Consider the following 20,987-nt stretch of genomic DNA (forward strand, 5'->3'; position numbering starts at 1 on the left):
TCTCCATTCATCGAGGTTGGTCGATGGGTGCAGAATGCGCCCGGCCACATGAAGGCTCCCGGAGCTTCGCCGTTATTTTCGGTTCATGTTTGTTAGGGCGCTAACGCTCGCCGCGCGGCGGCTCGCTGCTTGAGCGCCATTTTTGCTAAGGTAAGCGCTAACGTTCGCGACGCGGTCGCTCTCTGCTTGAGCGCCATTTTTGCCAAGGGAAGCGCTAACGTTCGCGACGCGGTCGCTCACTGCTTGAGCGCAGGCGCATGTTATTTGGCCAGCTCACCGTTGGCGCCGGCCTCGATCAGCTTGATCGTTTGCGGCAGGCCATAAATGGCCGCGAACGAGCCAAAGCGCGGCCCCTGCGTTGCCCCCAGCAGAACCTCGTACAGCGCCCCGAACCAGGCCCGAAGCGGCTCGAAGGCATGCGCCTTGCCGACGGCATAGACCTCGCCCTGGATCAGTTCTCCGTCGGTCGTGTCGGCGGACAGAGCCTTGAGCCGTTCGGCCAGATCCAGCAGCGCCGCCTTCTCCTTGTCGTCAGGCAGGCGATAGGCCTTCGTCGGCTTCACGAAGTCCTCGTAATAGTTCAGCGCCCGCTCCATCAGCTGATCCAGCAGTGGCTGGTTTTCCGGCGTCGCCTCGGGCAGGTATCTGGCGAAATAGGCCCACAGCTGGCCCTTGTCCGAAGCATTGGCCACGCCAACCAGGTTCAGAAGCAGGCTGAACGATACGGGCGACGTATGCGTCGGCGGATCGCCCGCATGGATCGACCAGACGGCATTGTCGATCCGCTTGGCCGGTTCCTGGGTCTTGTAGGCCTCGATCGCCGCCAGATAGTCGTCGATGGCGCGCGGGATGACGTTGAAATGCAGGCTCTTGGCCGACTTGGGCGACTGGAACATATACCAGCTCAGGCTCTCGGGCGTGCCGTAGCGCAGCCACTGCTCCATCGTCAGGCCGTTGCCCTTGGACTTGGAGATCTTCTTGCCCTCGACGTCCAGGAAAAGCTCGTAGTTGAACCCTTCCGGCGGCGTCCCGCCCAGGGCGCGGCAGACCTTGGAGCTTTCGCGCACGCTCTCGATCAGGTCCTTGCCCGACATCTCGTAATCGACGTCCAGCGCCGTCCAGCGCATGGCCCAGTCGGGCTTCCATTGAAGCTTCACATGACCGCCCGTGACAGGCACCGTGGTCCGGCCTGCCGCGGGGTCGTCGAAGGTGATGGTGCCGGCCTCGACATCCCGCTCCAGCGTCGGCACCTGCAGCACGTGTCCCGTGACGGGGCTGATCGGCAGGAACGGCGAATAGGTCGCGCGCCGCTCCTCGCCCAGGGTCGGCAGCATGATGGCCTGAACCGCGTCGAACCGTTCCAGAAGCGTCAGCAACGTCGCGTCGAACCGGCCCGACTTGTAGGTCTCGGTCGAGGACATGAACTCGTAGTCGAAGCCGAAACTGTCGAGGAAGGCCCGCAGGCGGGCGTTGTTATGGGCCCCGAAACTATCATGCGTCCCGAACGGATCGCGCACACGGGTCAGCGACAGATGCAGATCCTCGCGCAGCATCTCCGGGTTCGGCACGCCCTCCGGCACCTTGCGCAGCCCGTCCATGTCATCACTGAACGCGATGAGCCGCGTGGGCCAGTGGTCGCCGGTCAGTGCCCGGAACGCATTGCGCACCATGGTCGTGCGCGCCACCTCGCCGAAGGTGCCCATGTGCGGCAGGCCGGAAGGGCCATAGCCGGTTTCCAGAATGACCGGCCGCTGCAGCGCCTCGAAACGGGCCAGAGCCTCGTCCGCCTTGCCCGCATCGATCAGGGCCCTGGCCTCAGCGAGATCTGCTTCATGCAGCCGCTTTTTCAGCACATGCGCCAACAGATTGCGGGCCTGTTCGAAGGGCCAGGACTTGGCTTCGGCAGCGAGGGTTTCGAGATTCTGGAGCATGGCAGGCGGTTTCGCCTGCCAAGGCCACCGGGTCAACGCATCCGGAGGCGATCAACCTTCAGATTGCGCCTCGGCATTTGGCCCACGAACAGCAATACAGCGCTGCCGCGTCCCGCCAGCTGCCGTCGCCTCGACGCGCGGCGCGATGGAGCTGACGGTCGTCCCGTCGTCGCCGTACGTCGCCAGAAACTGACAGCCTGTCTGCAGATCGGTCAGCAGATAGATGCCGGGCTGATCGGTCGGCGTCTTCGCCAAATTGGCCGAAACCAGACCCCGCAGGGCTCCCGCCGGGTCTTCGACGGCCTGCTGAATCTGGTTTGTGCGCGCATCGATTTCGGTCGCCGTAGCGCGCGCCTGAGCCGCGGTATCCTCGATTTCCTGGAGGGTTGACGTCGCCTCCTCGCAGCCAGCGAGCGCGAGAGCGAGAGCTGATGCGGTGATTACGGTCATAGTTTTCATGCCGCTGTTATCGCGTGTCGCCCCGCACGTGTCAGCGTGACGACTTGACCCCCTTTCCCGCGCATGGCCTTTGCGCCTGCTCATGAAGACTGCCGATTTCGATTTCGATCTGCCCGAGGACCGCATCGCCCTGCGTCCCGCCGACCCGCGCGACTCTGCCCGGCTGCTGGTGGTGCAGGATAGGGTACTCGCCGACCGGATCATCCGCGACCTGCCCGATTTCCTGCGCCCAGGCGATGCCCTGGTTTTCAACGACACGCGAGTGATCCCGGCGCGGCTGTCAGGCATGCGCCAACGCATCGGGGCGGAGGGCGAGACTCTGACCGTCCCGGTCGAGGCCACCCTGCACCACCGCGACGCGCCCGACGTCTGGTCCGCCTTCATGAAGCCGGGCAAGCGGATCAAGGCGGGAGATCGGATCCATTTTCAGACCCTGTCCGCCACCGTCGCCGACAAATCCGACGACGGCCTGATCACCCTGAAATTCGACCTTTCCGGCCCGACGCTGGACGACGCCATCCGCGACGTCGGGGTCATGCCCCTGCCGCCCTATATCGCGGCCAAACGGCCCGAGGACGACCGCGACCGGTCGGACTATCAGACCGTCTTTGCCGAGCATGACGGCTCCGTCGCTGCGCCGACCGCGGGACTGCACTTCACGCCTGCTTTACTTGAGACCATCCGCGCAAAGGGTGTCTCGACGCACGCCGTGACCCTGCACGTGGGTGCAGGCACCTTTCTGCCGGTCAAGGCCGACGACCTGGCCGATCACAGGATGCACAGCGAGTGGGGCGAGGTTTCCGCCGAAACCGCCGCCGCCCTGAACGCCGTTCATGCCAACGGTGGCCGCATCGTCTGCATCGGCACGACGTCCCTGCGCCTTCTGGAATCCGCCACGACCGAGGAAGGCGTGGTCCAGCCCTTCCACGGCGACACCGCCATTTTCATCACCCCCGGCTACCGGTTCCGCGCGGTCGATGTGCTGGTGACCAACTTCCACCTGCCGAAGTCGACGCTGTTCATGCTGGTCAGCGCCTTTGCCGGGACCAACACCATGAAGGCGGCCTATGCCCATGCCGTCGCTACGGGCTATCGGTTCTACTCCTACGGCGACGGATCGCTGCTGTTCCGCAGCCGGACGTGACGCGGCGACCCAAACGCGCTAACGCCTCCGGTCCATGCTGGACCTGCCCACGCCCCTGACCACTTCGCTGGAGACCGTCGCCTCCGCCGCCCCTGCCCTGCGCGATCCCTGGTGGGTGTTCGGCGGCACGGCCATGGCCCTGGCCGGACTGGAGGGGCTGCATGTGCCCGACATCGACATACTGACCAGTCCGCGCGACGCCCGCATTCTGCTGGAGACGCTGGGCGGCGAGGCCGTGCCCGATCTGGGCGAAGGCGTGTTCCGCTCGCGCGTGTTTGGCCGCATCCTGACCACGCCCGTGCCGCTGGAGATCATGGCGGATATGGACATCCGCGACGGGGGCGACTGGGTGCCGGTGCAGTTCCACACCCGCCTGCCCGTCACTGTCGGCGAGGCGACCGTCTACATCCCGACCGTCGAAGAACAGATCGCCATGGCCCGTCTGTTCGGCCGTCCCAAAGACCTGCAGCGCGCCGAGGCGCTGGAAAGACTGATCCGCTAGATGCCCTTCCCCTTCGAGATCGCCGCCACCGAGGGCCGCGCCCGTACCGGCGTGCTCAAGACCGCGCGCGGAGACATCCGCACCCCCGCCTTCATGCCCGTCGGCACCGCCGCTACGGTCAAGGCCATGACCGTAGATCAGGTCAGACAGACCGGGGCCGACATCCTGCTGGGGAACACCTATCACCTGATGCTGCGTCCCGGGCCGGAGCGGATGGAGCGCCTCGGCGGGCTTCACAAATTCATGGGCTGGAACAAGCCAATCCTGACCGACAGCGGTGGCTTTCAAGTCATGTCCCTGGCTGGCATCTCCAAGGTCAAGGAGGAGGCCGTGACCTTCTCCAGCCACATCGACGGCTCCAAACACGTCCTGACGCCCGAGCGGTCGATCGAAATCCAGGCCGACCGGATCGGTGCCGACATCTCGATGCAGTTGGACCAGTGCGTCGCCTATCCGGCCGAGAAGGACGCGGCCCGCAAGGCCATGGAGTTGTCGATCCGCTGGGGCGCGCGGTCCAAGGCCCGCTTTGGAACGCGCGAAACCCAAGGCTTGTTCGGCATCCAGCAGGGCTCCACCTTCGAGGACCTGCGTCGCCAGTCATCCGAACAGCTGCAGGAGATCGGCTTCGACGGCTATGCGATCGGCGGCCTGGCCGTGGGCGAGGGCCATCAGGCCATGTGCGAGGTGCTGGACTATGCGCCCGAAATGCTGCCCGCCGACCGCCCCCGCTATCTGATGGGCGTGGGCAAGCCCATCGATCTGGTCGAGGCCGTGTATCGCGGGGTGGACATGTTCGACTGCGTCCTGCCGACCCGCGCCGGTCGTCACGGCCAGGCCTGGACCTGGGATGGCCCGCTGAACCTCAAGAACGCGCGCTTTGCCGAAGATCAGGATCCGCTGGATGCCGACATCCCCTGCCCGGCGTCCAGCCAATACTCAAAGGCCTATCTGCACCATCTGATCCGGGCGGACGAGATTCTCGGCAAGGTCCTGCTGAGCTGGCACAACATCGCCTTCTATCAGGCCCTGACGGCGGCGATGCGCGAGGCCATCCTGCACGGCCGGTTCGAGGCCTTCCGCCGCGACTTCCACGCGCGCCACGTCAGCAACTGACGCGGTCTTCAGCGATCGTGGGAAATGGTGATGGTACGTCCTCTCGGGCTCGAACCGAGGACCCTCTGATTAAAAGTCAGATGCTCTAACCAACTGAGCTAAGGACGCACATCGCCGCCGGACGCGCTTGCGTCACCAGCGACGCGCCTTCTGGTGCATCGGCCGCGCCGGGTCAAGGGCTGGCTCGACGTTCAGGGGCCGGACGGCTACTCAAAGATCATGAAACCTCTGTCCGGTGTGCGCATCCTCGAGTTCGACGGCCTGGGGCCCGTCACCTTCGCCGGCATGGTCCTGGCCGATTTGGGGGCGGAGATCCTGCGCCTGACCCGCAGCGCATCTGCGGGCTCGGCCGTATTCGCCGAGGTAGGAGGCGAGGTGCTGCATCGCGGTCGGGCGGCAGTGGAAGTCAATCTGAAGAACCCAGAAGACCATGCCCGCATCCTTGACCTGATCGCGGGTGCCGACGCTTTGATCGAAGGCTTCCGGCCCGGCGTGATGGAGCGATTGGGTCTGGGACCGGATATCTGTGCCGCGCGCAATCCCCGCATCGTCTTCGGGCGCGTGACCGGCTGGGGCCAGACCGGGCCGATGGCCGATCAGGTCGGCCACGACATCAACTACATCGCCCTGTCCGGAGCTTTGCATGCCATGGGCGAGCCGGATCGCCCGCCCCGTGCGCCGCTGAACCTGGTGGGCGACTATGGGGGCGGAGCCATGATGCTGGTCACCGGCGTTCTGGCCGGACTGTTGGACGCGCAGCGCACCGGCAAAGGCCGCGTCGTAGATGCCGCCATGACCGACGGCTCGGCCTTGCTGATGAGCCTGTTCTCGGCCCTGTCTTCACGGGGACTGTGGAGCGAGACGCGGGCCAGAAATCTGCTGGATGGCGGTGCCCCCTTTTATCGCTGCTACGCCTGCCGCGACGGCGGTCATGTGGCGGTGGGGGCGCTGGAACCACGCTTTTACGCGGCCCTAATCGCGGGTCTGGGCCTGGCGGCGGAGGACGCGCCCCAGTTCGACATGGTCAGTTGGCCTGTCCTGCACCAGCGCTTTGAAGCGCTGTTTGCGACGCGCGACCGCGACGACTGGGCCGCGCATTTTGCCGGGACGGAGGCCTGCGTGACGCCGGTACTGTCCCTGGCCGAGGCTGCTGAACATCCGCACAACGTCGCACGCGGCACGTTTGCGGGCGCTCCGCCTCAGCCCGCGCCGGCCCCCCGGTTTGGTTCGAATAGTCTCGACATTGTCACCCAGCCCCCAACTGTGTCGCTTGACGACGCCATCAGCGACTGGTCCGGAATTTAAGCCGCCTCGACCACCTCGTCGGCCCGCGCCTGACGGCAGGCTTCGGCCAGGGTCACGGCCAGAAGGGCCGGGTTGATCGGCTTTGTCAGGAAGGCGTGGACCCCCACCGCGTGCCAGGCTGCGCGATGCGTATCCATGGCATTGGCGGTCAGGGCAATGACCGGTGTCTCGAGGTTGGGGCCATCTCGACGAATGTGGCGGCTGGCCTCCAGTCCATCCATCACCGGCATCTGCATGTCCATCAGAATGGCGTCGAAGGGTTCCTTCGTTGCCCGCTCCACCGCCTGGGCACCATCTTCGACCAGCGTCAGGCGACAGCCGTAGGGCTCCAGCAGCAAGGCCAGGATGCGTCGGTTCACCGGGTGGTCGTCTGCGGCCAGAATCGAGCGGTTGGCGAGGACGGATGGGTCGACTGTGTCTTGCTGGGCCTGGTCGCAAACCACTGCCACGACAGTCATCGGCAGGTTGAGGGTGAAGGTCGAGCCTTCGCCTTCGACACTGGCCACGATCAGCGACCCGCCCATGACCTCGGCCAGCTTGCGGCTGATCGAAAGGCCCAAGCCCGTGCCGCCATAGCGCCGGGTCGTCCCCGCGTCGGCCTGTTCGAAGCTGTTGAACACATGCTCCAGCCGGTCCGCCGGTATCCCGCAACCGCTGTCGGTCACGGCCACGGTCATGACGCCGTCGATCCAGTCGACCTTGACCAAAATGTCGCCATCACGCGTGAACTTCACCGCATTGGACATCAGGTTGAACAATATCTGCTGGAAGCGCAGCGGATCGGTCCGCACCGCCTGCGGCACCTCGGGCGCGATTCTCCAGGCCAGACGCACATTGTTGGCCTCGGCTCGCGGCTCCCACAGACGGCCCAGCGCCGTCAGGCGATCCCGCACAACCATGTCGGCCGTCTCCAACTCCATCTTGCCGGCCTCGATCTTGGACACGTCCAGGACGTCGTTCAGCAAGCCCATCAGGACGTCGCCGGCGTCGATCAACATGTCGACATGCTCGGCTTGACGGGTATCGAGCGGAGTCTGTTTCAGCAGATTGGCTGCAGAAATGACGGCGTTCATCGGGGTGCGGATTTCGTGGCTGACGACCGCCAGAAAGTCCGACTTGGCCGCATTAGCGACCTCGGCCTTGCCGCGGGCATCGAGGGCGGCGTCGCGCGCTTCCTGCATCTCGCGGGTGGTGCTGGAGCTCTGGCGTACGGCGACAACCAGATGGCTCATATAGAGCAGGCCGCCGATCGGAACGAGCAGATCCTGCCAGCGACCGCTCTGTGCCGCCTGATAGAGTGGCAAGCCCAGGAAATACAGACTGTGGGGCACGACGGCCGAGATCAGAATGGCGCGCGCGTGATGCATATGGAGGCTGACATGCAGCAGGCCGCCCGCACACTGGATCATGGCGAAGATCCGCCCCGTCTCGCCGCCGTAGAACCACATATAGGCGGTCAGGCCCGCGTAGACGGTCACGCCCAGGAAGGTCGTCAGGCAGGAGATGACCAGATAGCCGCGATCCGGCGCCCAGTCCGGGTTGCGGCGATATCGCGTGAAGACCACCCAATCCAGCGCTTGGGTCACCAGCATGGCCGCAAACCAGATGATCGGCCAGATCGTCGGCGTCACGGTCCAGGCCGTCAGGCCGATGAAGGCGGCCAGGGCGATCCGGGTCTTGAGCTCCCGGTACCGCACCTGCGCGACCTTGGCATAGGCTGTGGTCGTCATCGTTCCCTCCGAGCGAACGTTGTCACACCAAACGTGAAAGGATTGGTTTCCGTCAGTGGTGACCAAGACGATAATCGCGGCTATGGAACTGTAACGACATCAGCACGTTCGCTGGATGAGTTCGGGGAGAAGATATTCGTGAAACGCCTGTTCCTAACATTTGCGCTGATCGGCGCCGGAACGCTGGCCGCCTGCGATGAGCCCGAGCCGGTCAGGGAAGCCCCTGCCGTCGTCGTCGAGGAGGCACCGGAAGCGCCGGCCGCCGAAGACACTGCTGTGCCCGCTACCGATCCGGTCGCCCTGCCCTCAGCGCCGCCCGTCGACACCTTGCCGCCCGAGCAACGTTCGTCGGAAGAATCCGTACAGCCCGAGAGCGAAACGCTTTTCTACTGATCTGCCCCATCCCGGCCACGAAACGGCTGGATAGGAGGCACCACTCACGACCAGCCCGAGTTTCCGTTTGAGCCACAAAGCCCTGTTCCTGATGAGTACGGCGGGCTTTCTGGCGCTGGCGACAGCTGCACAAGCTGAGCCGCGCGCCCAGATCCGCGGCGAGCTGGATGGAGAGTTGCGGGCGCAGCTGATGCGGGCCGTGGGCGACGTGGACGAGCCGCCGTCCAACCGTTTCGAGGCCCGCCGCCGCGCCCGTGCGGCGATGGAATCGGCCGAGGCCCTGCTGCGATCCGAGGGGTATTACCAGCCGACGCTGGTCGATCAGGTCGAGGGTGAGGACACACCCGTCGCCATCATCGAGGTCACGCCGGGCCCACGTTTCCTGCTGGCGGACTATGGTCTGAACTGGACCCTGCCGCCGCCCGATCAGGCGACGGACACCGCCGTCCGCGGCGAAGTGGGGCTTACGACCGGCGATCCCGGTCGTGCGGTCGACGTGCTGGCCGCCGAGGGGCGTATCGTCGCCGGTCTGACCCGCCGGGGCTATGCCGACGCCGAGGCAGGGCGTCGCCGGGTGGTGGTCAACCACGCGAACTATACCGTCACACCCAATTTCAACATCGACAGTGGGCCGCTGGTCCGGCTGGACGGCATTCAGCTTCGGACGCGCGGGCCGACCAACCCGGACTGGGTCGCGGGGCTCGCCCCCTGGACCGCAGGCGACGTCTATGATCCCGAACAGGTCGCCGAGCTGGAGCGACGGCTGACGGAAACCGGCGTCTATGACGGCGTCGGGGTGGCCCTGTCGCCTGCGGATCAGACGCTGGCCGACGGCACCCGGCCTGTCGTTGTCACCCTGCGGGACAGACCGGCCAGGACTTTGGAAGCCGCCATCACACTGTCGACCGCCGAGGCGATCGTCACGGCGGGCCGGGCGGGTGCCGCCCCTTCCAACACCGGCGGCTCGGCGATCGAGGGCACCTGGACCTGGTACAATCGCTTCGGTCGGGCCGACACCCTAATCTGGCAGGCCCGCCTGGCCGAAATCGACAGCCGGATCGGAGCCACGCTTAGCCTTCCCCATTGGCGCAGGCCCAGCCAGACGCTGCGTCTGGAAACGGCGGCGGTGTACGAAAATACCGAGGCCTACCGCCGGACCGCGTTAGTTCTGGCGGCCGACATCCGCCAGCGGGTCGGAAAGACCTCCTACTACAGCTATGGCATCGGGCTCGACGGCGGTCAGTATGATGAGAACCGCTTCGACCCCGTGACCCAGGCCCCGATCCGCCTGACCCGTGATCTGGTGATTCTGACCGGACGTGGCAGCTTCTACTGGGATCGGTCGAACGACCCGCTCAACCCCACCAGCGGCTGGCGTGTCACCGCCTCGGCTCAACCCACGGCAGTGGCGGGCGAGGATACGGTTCTGTTCCTTCGAACCGAGGGCGAGGTGTCGGGATACCTGCCGTTTCAGGAGGCCAAAACCGTGCTGGCCGGGCGCGTCAAGCTGGGCTCCATCATCGGCGGCGAAGAGCTGACCGTACCGGCCGACCGGCTGTTCTACTCCGGCGGCGGCGGTTCGGTGCGGGGCTATGAGTACCAGGGTGTGGGCCCTCGCCTGCCCGACAATACGCCGCGCGGCGGTCTGAGCCTGTTCGAGACCTCACTTGAGGTCCGCCGCAAGGTCTTCGGCAGCTTCCAAGGCGTGGCCTTTGTCGATGCGGGCGCGGTCGGCTTTGACGAAACCCCGGATTTCAGCGCCATGCGCTATGCCGCCGGCGTCGGCGTTCGTTATCTGCTGCCTTTCGGCCCCATTCGCGCCGACGTCGCCATTCCGCTGGACAAGCGCGAAGGCGACCCCAGCTTCCAGGTCTATGTCAGTCTGGGTCAGGCGTTTTGACCGACGCCCCGCCCCCCACAGACGCGCCCGAAGACAAGCCTGAGACGCCTGCCGTCAAGGCGAAGCACAAACGCACGCGCCTGCAGGCCCTCGCTTTCTTCGGCGGCATCGGTTTCGCCGTCCTGCTGGGCCTGCTGGTGGTCGGTCTGGTCGGCGGGCGGATGTATCTGCTGTCCGGGCCCGGCCGAGAACTGGTCACCAGCTTCGTCGAGGGCAAGCGTATCGGCAACTACGGCGAGATCCGGGTCGAGGGCGTCGAGGGCGATCTGTTTGACGACTTCACCATCCGCCGCGTTACCATTACCGACGCCAAGGGTGTCTGGCTGGAGGCCCGCAAGGTCCGAGTGGACTGGAGCTTCTGGCCCCTGGTCGCGCGGCGTTTCCACGCGACCAACATCGAGGCCGAGGTCGTCCGCCTGATTCGCCGACCCGAGGTCGAGGCCTCCACCAATCCGCCGGGCCAGCAGCCCATCTCCGTCGACATCGACCGGTTCGCGGCCAATATCGAACTGCTAGAGGGCTTCAGCCAGGAGTATGGCCGTTGGAAGCTGGACGGGGCGCTGGGCCTGCCCCGCGTCGGCGACAAGACCGCCACTATCAACGCCTTCAGCAACACCCGCCCCGGCGACTTCCTGCGCCTGAGCGGCAAGATGGGCGACGAACTGGCCGACATCCGCCTGAACGTTCAGGCTAATGAGTCCGAGGGTGGCCCGCTGGCCGGAGCTCTGGGCTATTCGCCGGACCAGCCGTTCAACGCCGTCGGCATCGTCAATGGCGAAGTCGTCAATGTGGTGGTGCGCACCGGCACCTTCACGCCCCTGACTATCCGCGGCACCTATGGCAAGGACCAGACGCGAATCGCCGGCTACGCCGACTTCTCCGGCTCGGACCTGCTGCAGCCCTTCGTGGATCGGGTGGGCCGGACGGCGCGGTTCGGTCTGGTCGTGCGCCCGGACCACGACAACGATGGCCTGCAAGGCGTAGGCTGGCGTCTGGTGTCCGAGAACCTGAACTCCACCGCATCGGGCATGATGCGCAAGGCGGACCGCAGCACGCCCGACGGCATCCGCATCGAGGTGGCGACCCCGTCCCTCACCCGACTGGCCGGAACACCTGTTGCTGGACCCGCCGCCTATACCGCTGTGTTCAAGGGCGATGGCGCGGCCTGGACTCTGGATGGGTCGGTCGATCTGCTGAATGCCAATCTCTCCAGCTATCAGGTCCGGCGCATCGCCGGCCCGCTCAATATCCGCTCCAGCAAAGGCCGGTTCGATGCGGACGGCGAAATCCGCGCCGCCGGGGGCTCGACCGCAGGTATCGTCGGTGGCCTGCTGGGACCGCAGCCTCGCGTGCGGTTCCAGGCCGCGCGCCTGCCCGATGGCGCGATCCTGCTGCAGCGGATCGAGGCCGACGGTCAGGGCCTGAAGGTCTCGGGCTCGGGCGGACGCAACCTGCTGGGCGGACTCAGCTTCCGCGGCAATGCGACGATCACCGACGCCTCGCGCATCCAGCCCGGCGCGCGCGGCGCGTTCGGTGGGCCGATCACCGCCGCCATGCGCCGCACCGGTGCCCCCTGGAGCCTGACCTTCGACGGACGCGGGCGCGGACTGTTCACCGGCCAGGACGAGCTGGATCGTCTGCTGGGCCGCACCCCGCGCCTACAACTGACCGGCGGCCTGGACGGCGGGCGCATTTCCATTCAGCGTGCGGCCCTGACGGGGGCCCAGGCCAATGCCAATGCGCGCGGCCTGATCGAGGGCAACGGCCAGCTGCGGCTCGCCCTCGACTGGAATGCGCGCGGCCCGTTCGGTGTCGGCCCGGTCGCGATCGATGGAGCCATGACCGGCGACGGGGCCCTGACCGGCACACTGGCCCAACCGCGGGCGGACTTGAAGGCGCGGTTCGACCGCATCGCCGCCGGGCCTCTGGACCTGACCCAGGCCAATCTGGCGCTGACCTTCCGCAAGGGCGCCGATGCGTCCGACGGCAGCATCGCCATCACCGCCCAGTCGAACTATGGCCCCGCCCGCGCCAGTGGAAACTTCTATCTGGGCGGCCCGCAGATCCGGCTGACCAATGTCGATCTGGATGCCGGCGGAGTGACGGCGCAGGGGGCGATCGCCCTGTCCAACAACCTGCCCTCCAGCGCGGATCTGGCCTTCACGGCCCGGCCCGGAGCCTTCCTCGCGTCCGGCACGGCCGAGGGTCGCGTTCGCCTGACCGAGGGCGCGGGCGATGATACCGCCATCGTCGATGTCACCGGGGCCAACATCCGGCTGGCGGGCCAGTCCTGGGTCCTGCGCCGCATCGACCTGAACGGACGCGGCACGCTGGAGCGCCTACCCTTCACCGTCGTGGCCGATGTCGGGGGCGGCACGCCCGCCGCCTTCAACGGCACGGGGGTCTATTCCCGCCAGGGTGTGGCCCAGACCATCGTGCTGAACGGCTCGGGCAGTGCGCGCGAGATCGACTTCACCACACGCAACCCCGCCGTCTTCGCCCTGTCCGGCGATGGACAGGTGGCGCGCGTGGATTTGAATGTCGGCGGCGGCGTCCTGACCGGCGAAATGCGTCGGGATTCCCGCGCGGCCGTGATCGAGGCCAATCTGACCAGTGTGGAGTTGGGCTCCCTGTCACCGGACCTTCGGGGCCGCGTCACGGGCCGTCTGTCCCTGCGCGGCGCGGGCGACGACCTGTCCGGCTCGGCCAATGTGGCGCTGGAGAATATCCGCAGCATCGACGCTCCGCGAGGCCTGGCCGTCGACGGCACGGTCAATGCCATGCTGGTCAACAACACCCTGCGCATCCAGGCGGACGCCCGCGACAACGGGGCTGTGTCCGCCACCGCCGACGTCACCCTGCCAGTCGAAGCCTCGGCCGCCCCGCTGCGCCTCGCCATCGCCCGCACCCGTCCGATGAGCGGCACGGTGGCGATCCAGGGTCAGATTCAGCCGATCTGGGATCTGTTCCTTGGCGGAGAGCGCTCGCTGTCCGGCCAGGTGAACGCCAACGCCACCCTGGCCGGCACCCTGAATGCACCGCGCATCAACGGTCGGCTCGATGTGCAGCAGGGCGCGTTCCGCGACAATGGCACGGGCCTGCGTCTGGCCGGTCTGACACTGGCTACGCGCTTCGACGACACCACCGCCCTGGTCGAGACTTTCACGGCCAATGACGGATCGGGCGGTACGGTGTCGGGCAGTGGCCGTGTCGGCCTGCGTCAGGGTTCTGGCTCCAACTTCGAACTGGCCCTGACCCGCTTCCGCATCATCGACAACGACATCGCCGAGGCGCGCGCCTCAGGGCCGCTGACGGTCGTGCGCGGTGCCGACGGCAACATCCAGCTGACCGGCCAGATCGATATCGACGAGGCCCGGATCGAGGCCAATCCGCCAGGCTCCAACGGCATCGTCCGCATGGATGTGGTCGAGATCAACAAGCCCGGCGGCAATGCCGAAGAGATCGATACAGCCGATCGTCCTCGAGGTCCCCAGATCGGGCTGGACATCGCCATACGATCGCCCGGCGGCGATGTCCGCGTGGTTGGTCGCGGCCTCAACGTCGAAATGAACGTCAACGCCCGCGTGCGCGGCACGATCGCCCAGCCCCAGTTGACCGGTACGGCCCGCGTCGTGCGCGGCGACTACGACTTCGCCGGCAAGCGCTTCATCTTCGATCCGCGCGGCACGGTCAGCCTGTCGACCAATCCGGAACAGATTCGCCTGAACCTGTCGGCGACGCGCGAGGACCCGGCCATCACCGCCACCATCCGTGTCACGGGCACGGCGGCGCGGCCGGAGATCAGCCTGACCTCCAACCCCGCCCTGCCCCAGGACGAAATCCTCTCCCAGGTGCTGTTCGGGCGTTCGGCGTCGCAGTTGTCGGGGTTCGAGGCGGCGCAACTGGCGGCCGGCGTGGCATCGCTGGCGGGCGGCGGCGGATTTGATGTGATCGGAAATCTGCGCGAACTGGCCGGTTTGGATCGGCTGTCGTTCGGCGGCGAAGCGTCCGGCCTGACCATCGCGGGCGGGCGCTATCTGACGGACGATCTGTATCTGGAAGTGATCGGCGGCGGCGACAATGGCGCGGCGGTCAATCTGGAATGGCAGGTGCGCCGCAATCTGACGGTCAGCACCAAGTTCGGCGGTGAAGGTGCCAGCCTGTCGATCCGCTGGCGTCGCCAGACCCGGCAGCCCGGCACCGATCCAGAGGACCGGCGCCAGAACCGTCAGGGTCGTTAGGTCAGATCAATAAGCGGCTTGTTCGGCCTTGTTCATCTTGTTCAGCGCATTCGCGCCGCGGATGCCCGCGATGTGCAGAACCAGTTCCACAACCAGAACGACGAGGCCCAGCACCGTGAACCACATCGGGTTCGCGCCCGCGACTTGGTCATTGACCATCGTCAGACCCAGCAGGGTGGAGCCGATGCCATAGACCACCAGCACCGTGAACAGGATCGGGATCACGATGTTGGGCTTGAACCACTGGACCAGACCCAGCACCAGCTGAACGATGACGATGACGATGCCGGTGCCGATGGCCGCTCCGGTCATCAGTCCTGCCATGCCGGACATCCCGGCTGCATCAGGGTTCTGAGCCGCAGCGTCGGCCAGGGCCGCTTCCATGACGGCGGAACCGGCCGTCGCCAGATAGATCACACCGACGATGCCCCAGGCTACGCCGATGAAGATGGCAATGGCGCTGGCACGGGCCGCGGCGATGGCTTCCGGTCGGGTATTGATCGGGGCCGTCGGATTCATTGATGCGATAAGACTCATTCTTTCCTCCCAGGTAATGAGGCCCCGACCCTAGCCCGGCTTTGATTACAGACGAAAGCGGCGTTTGCGGCTCAGCCCGCCCCCAGCTTGCGCAGCTCGGCCAGGCGACCGGCTCCGCGGATCGCCGTCGCGTGCAGGATGGCCGCAACCGTCATGAGGATCAGCGTCAGCAGGATCAACCCTGTCGGCTGGCCGCTCGTCTGCTGCCCGCCCGCTGCATAGATCAGAGCGAGAGCGGCCGTGCCCAGCGCCCAGACCACCAGCATCAGGAAGACCAGGGGCAGCAGACTGGTCGGCTTGCGCCAGTGGACCACCGCCAGAATCAGCTGCAAAACCACCAGCGCCCCGGTGACCGCCAGTCCGATCTGCGTCGCCGCCTGCATCTGTTCGACGCTTTCGGGACGTCGGGTCATCTGATCAACGGCCAGTCGCGTGGCCTCGGCCCCCGCGGTGGCCGTGTACCAAGCCAGCACCGCATCCCGAGCGGCACCCAGCACCATGCCTATGGAGCTGGCCCGCGCGGCCGACAGGGCTTGCGCCTCGGTCTTCAGCCCGGCCGTCGGGCCAAGAGTCCGGATCCAGTCATTCATGCGGCACGCTCCCCTGACCGTCAGCCTAGCCCGTGACGCCGCCAATAGAAACCGCCGCCAGCCTTCACCTTTGGACATCGCGCGTCTAGGGTCCGCGCCATGCGGATTCTGCCGACAGATCAGGCCGTGCTCGACCATGTCGCGGCGCGAGGCCAGGCCATCGTCCAGCGGGCCATCGACTGGTCCAACCTGAACTCCGGCAGCCGAAACGCTGTCGGGCTGGAGGCCGTCCTCGTGCGGCTGGAGGCAGAGGCGCGCTCGCTCAACGCGACCTGCGAACGCATCGCCACCACGCCCTCGACCAGCATCGGCGACGACGGCACGGTGCGGCAGGAGGCCCATGCCGACGCTCTGAAGATCACCCAACGCCCCACCGCCCCGATCCAGGTCGTCCTGACCGGTCACTATGACACCGTCTTTCCGGCCGAGAGCACGTTCCAGACCGTGACTACCCGTCCCGACGGCACCCTGAACGGCCCCGGCATCGCAGACATGAAGGGCGGCATTTCCGTCATGCTGGCGGCGCTGGAGGCGTTCGAAACCCATCCGGACAAGGCCAATGTCGGCTGGACCGTGCTGTTGTCCCCGGACGAGGAGATCGGCTCGCCCGCCTCCGCCCCACTGTTGGCCGAGTTGGGCGCGCGCGGGCATGTCGGCATGACGTATGAGCCGGCGCTCGCCGACGGCACACTGGCCGGGGCGCGCAAGGGCAGCGGCAACTATCACCTGATCGTCACCGGCAAGGCCGCCCATGCGGGCCGCGCCTTCCACGAAGGGGCCAATGCCGTGGCCGGGGCCGCCATCATCGCCGCCCGCCTGCATGAGCTGAACAGCCAGCGCGAGGGCGTCACGGTCAATGTCGCGAAGATCAGCGGCGGCGGCGCGCTGAATGTCGTGGCAGACAATGCCGTCGTGCGCTTCAACGTCCGTGTCCCCGATGCTCAATCCTCCGCCTGGATATCCGAGACGGTGCAGCAGATCGCGACCGAGCCGCCCTTCCCCGGCCTGACTCTGGACCTGCATGGCGGCATGACACGCGCGCCCAAGCCGATGGATGCCAGCCAGACCGCCCTGTTCGAGGCCGTGCGCGATACCGGCTCCCTGCTGGGCCAGACTATCGCCTGGAAGCCGTCAGGCGGCGTCTGCGAAGGCAACAACCTGCATGCTGCAGGCCTACCCAACATCGATACCCTCGGTGTCCGTGGCGGTGATATCCATTCGGATCAGGAGTTCGCCTGGCCCGCGAGCTTCGTCGAACGCGCCCAGTTGTCCGCCCTGATCCTGTGCAAGATCGCGTCGGGCGAGATCGATGCGCTGAAACTGAAATCCTTGCGTCTGGAGACGATGTAACCATGCTCGTCGTTCGCCCCGCCGGGCCTGCCGATCTCGATCACCTGCTGGAACTGGCCATCTTGTCCGGCCCCGGCTTCACCAGCCTGCCCGAGGATCCGGACCAGCTGGTCGAACGTCTGGACCTCAGCCGCGACAGCTTCGCAGGCCGCATCGATGCTCAGCAACGCTGGTACACCCTGATGCTGGAGGAATCCGAGACGGGTGACGTCGACGGCATCGGGTCGGTAAAGGCTGCGGTCGGACTGAACCGACCCTTCTTCAGCTTTCGCGTCGTCAACAACGCCCAGTCCTCGCCCTCACTGGGTATCAAGCTGGAACAAAAGACCCTGGTCCTGGTCAACGAATGTACCGGCTGGACCGAGGTCGGCTCCCTGTTCCTGAAGGCCGACCGGCGCAAGGGCGGCGCGGGCCGCCTGCTCAGCCAGTCGCGCTACATGCTGATCGGTGCCGAGCCGGAGCTCTTCAGCGAGAACGTCCTGGCCGAGCTGCGCGGCGTCTTCACGCCCGATGGGGCCTGCCCCTTCTGGGACCATGTGGCGCACAAATTCTTCCCGATGGAGTTCGATGAAGCCGATCGCATGACCGGCTCGACCGACAAGCAATTCATCCTGGACCTGGCCCCGCGCCACCCGATCTACATCGAACTGCTGCCCGAACCCGCACGCGCCGTGATCGGCAAGGTGCATCCGCAAGGGGTGCCCGCCATGGCTCTGCTCGAAAGCGAAGGGTTTCGCCCCAATGGACTGGTCGACATCTTCGATGCCGGCCCAACCGTGGCCTGCGGACGCGACAATATCCGGACCGTGCGCGACGCCCGCCGTCTTACCGTCGATATCGCGGAAGAGGTCGAGGCCGAACTCCCCGCCCTCATCTCGACCGACAGCGTCGCCGACTTCCGGGCCGTGCGCCAGCGGGCGAATATCGAAGGCGAGACCGCCACCCTGAACCGCGAGACCGCCGACGCCCTGAAGGTCCGGGCTGGCGATGTGGTTCGCGTGAAATCCTGAGTGATCCAATGACCCGCTTCCAGTCCATCGACCCCGCCACCGGCGACACCATCTGGGAAGGCGCTGCGGCCTCCGCGTCCGAGGTTCAGGCCGCAACCGACCGCGCCCGCGCCGCCTTCCCGGACTGGGCGGACCGTCCGCGTCAGGATCGCATCGACGCCGTCAAACGCTATCAGGCCGTGTTGACGGACCGCGCGCCCCAGATCGCAGAGGCCATCAGTCGCGAGACCGGCAAGGCCTTGTGGGAAACCCAGACCGAAGTCACGGCCATGCAGGGCAAGGTCGACATCTCCATCCGCGCCTATGACGAGCGGACAGGTGAACGCACCGCCGACACCGCCTTCGGTCACGCCACCCTGCGCCACCGCCCGCACGGGGTGGCGGCGGTGCTCGGTCCGTTCAACTTCCCCGGCCATCTGCCCAACGGCCATATCGTCCCGGCCCTGCTGGCCGGCGACACGGTCGTGTTCAAGCCATCGGAGGAAACCCCCCTGACCGGCCAGTTGATGGCCGAGGCGTTCGAGGCCGCCGACCTGCCGACCGGCGTGGTCAATGTGGTCCAGGGCGGACGCGATACGGGTGCCGCCCTGCTGGACAGCGGCATCGACGCCCTGATGTTCACCGGCTCCGGTTCGGCCGGTGCGCACTTCCGGCGCAAGTTCGCGGACGATCCACACGTCATCCTGGCGCTGGAGCTGGGCGGCAACAATCCGCTGGTGGTCTGGGACGCCGCGGATGCGCAAGCTGTCGCCGGCATCGTCGTCCAGTCCGCCTTCATCACCACGGGCCAGCGCTGCTCCTGCGCGCGCCGCCTGATCGTGCCGCAGGGCGCAGCTGGCGACGCCATCGTCGAGGCCGTCGCCGCCCTCAGCGACCGTCTGCTGTTCGCGCCGTGGAACAGCGCGCCTGAGCCCTATGCCGGACCGCTGATCTCCGAAAAGGCCGCGGCCGCTGCGCTGGCCGCCCTGCAAGAGCGGATCGATGCAGGGGCCAGGGTCATTCGCGCCTCCGGCCCCGTCGGCAATCTGCCCGGTGCCTTCGTCAAACCCGCCATCATCGACGTCACCGGTGTCGACGTGCCCGATGAGGAGATGTTTGCGCCCTTCCTGTCGGTGACCCGCGTCGCCAGCTTCGACGAAGCGGTGCAACAGGCTAACGCCACCCGCTATGGCCTCAGCGCCGGTCTGGTCAGCGACGATCCGGCCAACTGGCAGACCTTCATCCGCCGCATCCGCGCGGGCGTCGTCAACTTCAACCGCCCGACCACCGGTGCCGCCGGCGACATGCCCTTCGGCGGTCTGGGAGCCAGTGGCAACCACCGCCCCAGCGCCTATTACGCCGCCGACTACTGTGCCTATCCCGTCGCCAGCTTCGAGGCCGAGGCGGTCAGGAACATCGAGAGTGAGATCAAGGGCTTGCAGGCATGAAAGCTCACGCCGTCGAAGCCAATGCCGACGGCCTGATCGGCCCGACCCATTCCTATGCGGGCCTGTCGCCGGGCAACCTGGCCTCCAGCCTGAACAAGGGCGAGGCGTCCAACCCGCGTGCCGCCGTTTTGCAGGGCCTCGACAAGATGAAGCGGCTGGCGGACCTGGGCCTGCCGCAATACGTCCTGCCGCCGCACGAGCGACCCGACATCGCCTTCCTGCGCAGCCTGGGCTTTACCGGCATCGACGCCCGCGTGCTGGAACAGGCCTGGAAGGACGCGCCCAGCTTCGCCGCGGCCGCCTGTTCGGCCAGTCCCATGTGGGCCGCCAATGCCGCGACGGTGACGCCGAGCGCCGACAGCGCTGATGGCCGGGTGCATTTCACCCCCGCCAATCTGGTTACCAATCTGCACCGCTCGCTGGAGCATCGGCAGACGCAAGCGGCTCTCAACGCCCTCTTCCCGGATCCGACGCGCTTTGCCATCCACGACGCCCTGCCCCCCGTCGCCCATCTGGCGGACGAGGGGGCCGCCAACCACGTGCGCCTGTGCGCCGAGCACGGCCAGCCGGGCGTCAACCTGCTGGTCTGGGGCCGCGAGGCCTATGAGCCCTGGTCCGGCCCCTACCCTGCGCGCCAGACGCGCGAGGCGTCCGAAGCCATCGCCCGCCGCCACGGCGCGTCCGGTGCCGTCCTGGCCCGTCAATCCCGAGCCGCCATCGCGGGCGGCACCTTCCACAACGACGTCGTCTGCGTCGGTGCCCTCGACACCCTGTTCCACCATGACCTGGCCTTCGAGGACACGGCGGGCACCCACGCCGCCATCCGCGCGGCGGCCACCGGGTTCGACCCCATATTTGTGGAAGTCTCGTCCGCCGACCTCTCCCTCGCCGACGCCATCTCAAGCTATCTGTTCAACTCCATGCTGGTGTCGCTGCCGGGCGAAGACCGCCTGACGCTGATCTGCCCTACCGAGACTCGCGACAACGCCCGCAGTCATGCGGTGGCCCAGGGCCTGACCGCGTCCAACGGCCCCATCGGCCGGGTGGAATACGTCGACGTGCGCCAGTCGATGCGCAACGGCGGCGGCCCGGCCTGCCTGCGTCTGCGCGTCGTGCTCACCGAGGCGGAACAGGCTGCGACCAATCCGTCCATGCGCCTGACCGACACCCTGCATGCGCGGCTCAGCCAGTGGGGCAACACCCACTACCGCGACACCCTGACCCCCGCCGACCTGGCCGATCCCGCCTTGCTGGATGAAAGCCGCCGGGCGCTGGACGAACTGACCGGCATTCTGTCTCTCGGTAGCGGCTTCTACCCGTTCCAGCGGACCTGAGCAGTTGGCCTTGGGCCTCGC

At 66.8% G+C, this 20,987-nt stretch carries 16 protein-coding genes and 1 tRNA gene; 11 read left to right on the plus strand and 6 right to left on the minus strand.

Annotation, left to right across the window (positions count from 1 at the left end; genetic code table 11):
* Window positions 1-260: 260 nt before the first annotated feature.
* On the minus strand, window positions 261-1,931 hold the full coding sequence (locus ACE3TH_RS01840) for a lysine--tRNA ligase (protein WP_374596774.1): 1,671 nt from the start codon (window positions 1,929-1,931) through the stop codon (window positions 261-263).
* A gap of 51 nt (window positions 1,932-1,982) precedes the next feature.
* Window positions 1,983-2,381: a hypothetical protein gene (locus tag ACE3TH_RS01845; RefSeq protein ID WP_374596776.1), complete on the minus strand. Its 399-nt coding sequence runs from the start codon at window positions 2,379-2,381 to the stop codon at window positions 1,983-1,985.
* Window positions 2,382-2,472: 91 nt separating this feature from the next.
* Here ACE3TH_RS01845 and queA point away from each other — a divergent pair, with 91 nt between their 5' ends.
* The 3 genes from queA to tgt are packed head-to-tail and all read left to right on the plus strand — an operon-like array spanning window position 2,473 to window position 5,149.
* Entirely contained in the window at window positions 2,473-3,534 is a 1,062-nt protein-coding gene (gene queA / locus ACE3TH_RS01850; protein ID WP_374596778.1) for a tRNA preQ1(34) S-adenosylmethionine ribosyltransferase-isomerase QueA, read from the plus strand.
* Window positions 3,535-3,568: 34 nt separating this feature from the next.
* Window positions 3,569-4,036 carry a hypothetical protein gene (locus tag ACE3TH_RS01855; RefSeq protein ID WP_374596780.1) on the plus strand — a complete coding sequence of 156 codons (468 nt, stop codon included), beginning with the start codon at window positions 3,569-3,571 and terminating at the stop codon, window positions 4,034-4,036.
* Complete coding sequence (tgt, locus tag ACE3TH_RS01860) at window positions 4,037-5,149, plus strand: tRNA guanosine(34) transglycosylase Tgt (RefSeq protein ID WP_374596782.1); 1,113 nt, start codon at window positions 4,037-4,039, stop codon at window positions 5,147-5,149. It begins immediately after the preceding gene.
* Window positions 5,150-5,180: 31 nt separating this feature from the next.
* On the opposite strand, the gene ACE3TH_RS01865 is transcribed toward tgt, so the two are convergent.
* Window positions 5,181-5,257, minus strand: a tRNA-Lys gene (locus ACE3TH_RS01865).
* A gap of 111 nt (window positions 5,258-5,368) precedes the next feature.
* On the opposite strand from ACE3TH_RS01865, the gene ACE3TH_RS01870 reads away from it, so the two are divergent.
* On the plus strand, window positions 5,369-6,454 hold the full coding sequence (locus ACE3TH_RS01870) for a CaiB/BaiF CoA transferase family protein (protein WP_374597102.1): 1,086 nt from the start codon (window positions 5,369-5,371) through the stop codon (window positions 6,452-6,454).
* Here the strand turns inward: ACE3TH_RS01870 and ACE3TH_RS01875 are convergent.
* A complete protein-coding gene (locus tag ACE3TH_RS01875; RefSeq protein WP_374596784.1) occupies window positions 6,451-8,184 on the minus strand; it encodes an ATP-binding protein in 1,734 nt (577 codons plus the stop codon). The genes ACE3TH_RS01870 and ACE3TH_RS01875 overlap by 4 nt on opposite strands.
* A gap of 138 nt (window positions 8,185-8,322) precedes the next feature.
* Between ACE3TH_RS01875 and ACE3TH_RS01880 the strand changes: the two genes are divergently transcribed.
* From ACE3TH_RS01880 to ACE3TH_RS01890, 3 genes are all read left to right on the plus strand, one after another.
* Window positions 8,323-8,577, plus strand: a complete 255-nt coding sequence (locus tag ACE3TH_RS01880) for a hypothetical protein (protein WP_374596786.1) — start codon at window positions 8,323-8,325, stop codon at window positions 8,575-8,577.
* Window positions 8,578-8,644: 67 nt separating this feature from the next.
* Window positions 8,645-10,477 carry an autotransporter assembly complex family protein gene (locus ACE3TH_RS01885; RefSeq protein ID WP_374596788.1) on the plus strand — a complete coding sequence of 611 codons (1,833 nt, stop codon included), beginning with the start codon at window positions 8,645-8,647 and terminating at the stop codon, window positions 10,475-10,477.
* A complete protein-coding gene (locus ACE3TH_RS01890; protein ID WP_374596790.1) occupies window positions 10,474-14,718 on the plus strand; it encodes a translocation/assembly module TamB domain-containing protein in 4,245 nt (1,414 codons plus the stop codon). Before ACE3TH_RS01885 ends, ACE3TH_RS01890 begins: the two co-directional genes overlap by 4 nt.
* A gap of 6 nt (window positions 14,719-14,724) precedes the next feature.
* Here the strand turns inward: ACE3TH_RS01890 and ACE3TH_RS01895 are convergent, their stop codons facing one another.
* The gene (locus ACE3TH_RS01895; RefSeq protein ID WP_374596792.1) at window positions 14,725-15,255 is read right to left on the minus strand and encodes a hypothetical protein; all 531 of its coding nucleotides are present in this window, start codon (window positions 15,253-15,255) and stop codon (window positions 14,725-14,727) included.
* Between the two features lie 71 nt (window positions 15,256-15,326).
* On the minus strand, window positions 15,327-15,845 hold the full coding sequence (locus ACE3TH_RS01900) for a hypothetical protein (protein ID WP_374596794.1): 519 nt from the start codon (window positions 15,843-15,845) through the stop codon (window positions 15,327-15,329).
* Between the two features lie 99 nt (window positions 15,846-15,944).
* Here ACE3TH_RS01900 and ACE3TH_RS01905 point away from each other — a divergent pair, with 99 nt between their 5' ends.
* The 4 genes from ACE3TH_RS01905 to astB are packed head-to-tail and all read left to right on the plus strand — an operon-like array spanning window position 15,945 to window position 20,966.
* Window positions 15,945-17,195 carry a hydrolase gene (locus ACE3TH_RS01905; RefSeq protein WP_374596796.1) on the plus strand — a complete coding sequence of 417 codons (1,251 nt, stop codon included), beginning with the start codon at window positions 15,945-15,947 and terminating at the stop codon, window positions 17,193-17,195.
* Between the two features lie 2 nt (window positions 17,196-17,197).
* Complete coding sequence (locus tag ACE3TH_RS01910; RefSeq protein WP_374596798.1) at window positions 17,198-18,205, plus strand: arginine N-succinyltransferase; 1,008 nt, start codon at window positions 17,198-17,200, stop codon at window positions 18,203-18,205.
* A gap of 8 nt (window positions 18,206-18,213) precedes the next feature.
* On the plus strand, window positions 18,214-19,632 hold the full coding sequence (astD, locus tag ACE3TH_RS01915; RefSeq protein WP_374596800.1) for a succinylglutamate-semialdehyde dehydrogenase: 1,419 nt from the start codon (window positions 18,214-18,216) through the stop codon (window positions 19,630-19,632).
* Complete coding sequence (gene astB, locus ACE3TH_RS01920) at window positions 19,629-20,966, plus strand: N-succinylarginine dihydrolase (RefSeq protein ID WP_374596802.1); 1,338 nt, start codon at window positions 19,629-19,631, stop codon at window positions 20,964-20,966. The genes astD and astB overlap by 4 nt, the downstream gene beginning before the upstream one ends.
* The last annotated feature ends 21 nt before the right edge of the window (window positions 20,967-20,987 follow it).

Origin of the sequence: Brevundimonas sp. (assembly GCF_041919755.1) — a bacterium.
GTDB lineage: Bacteria > Pseudomonadota > Alphaproteobacteria > Caulobacterales > Caulobacteraceae > Brevundimonas.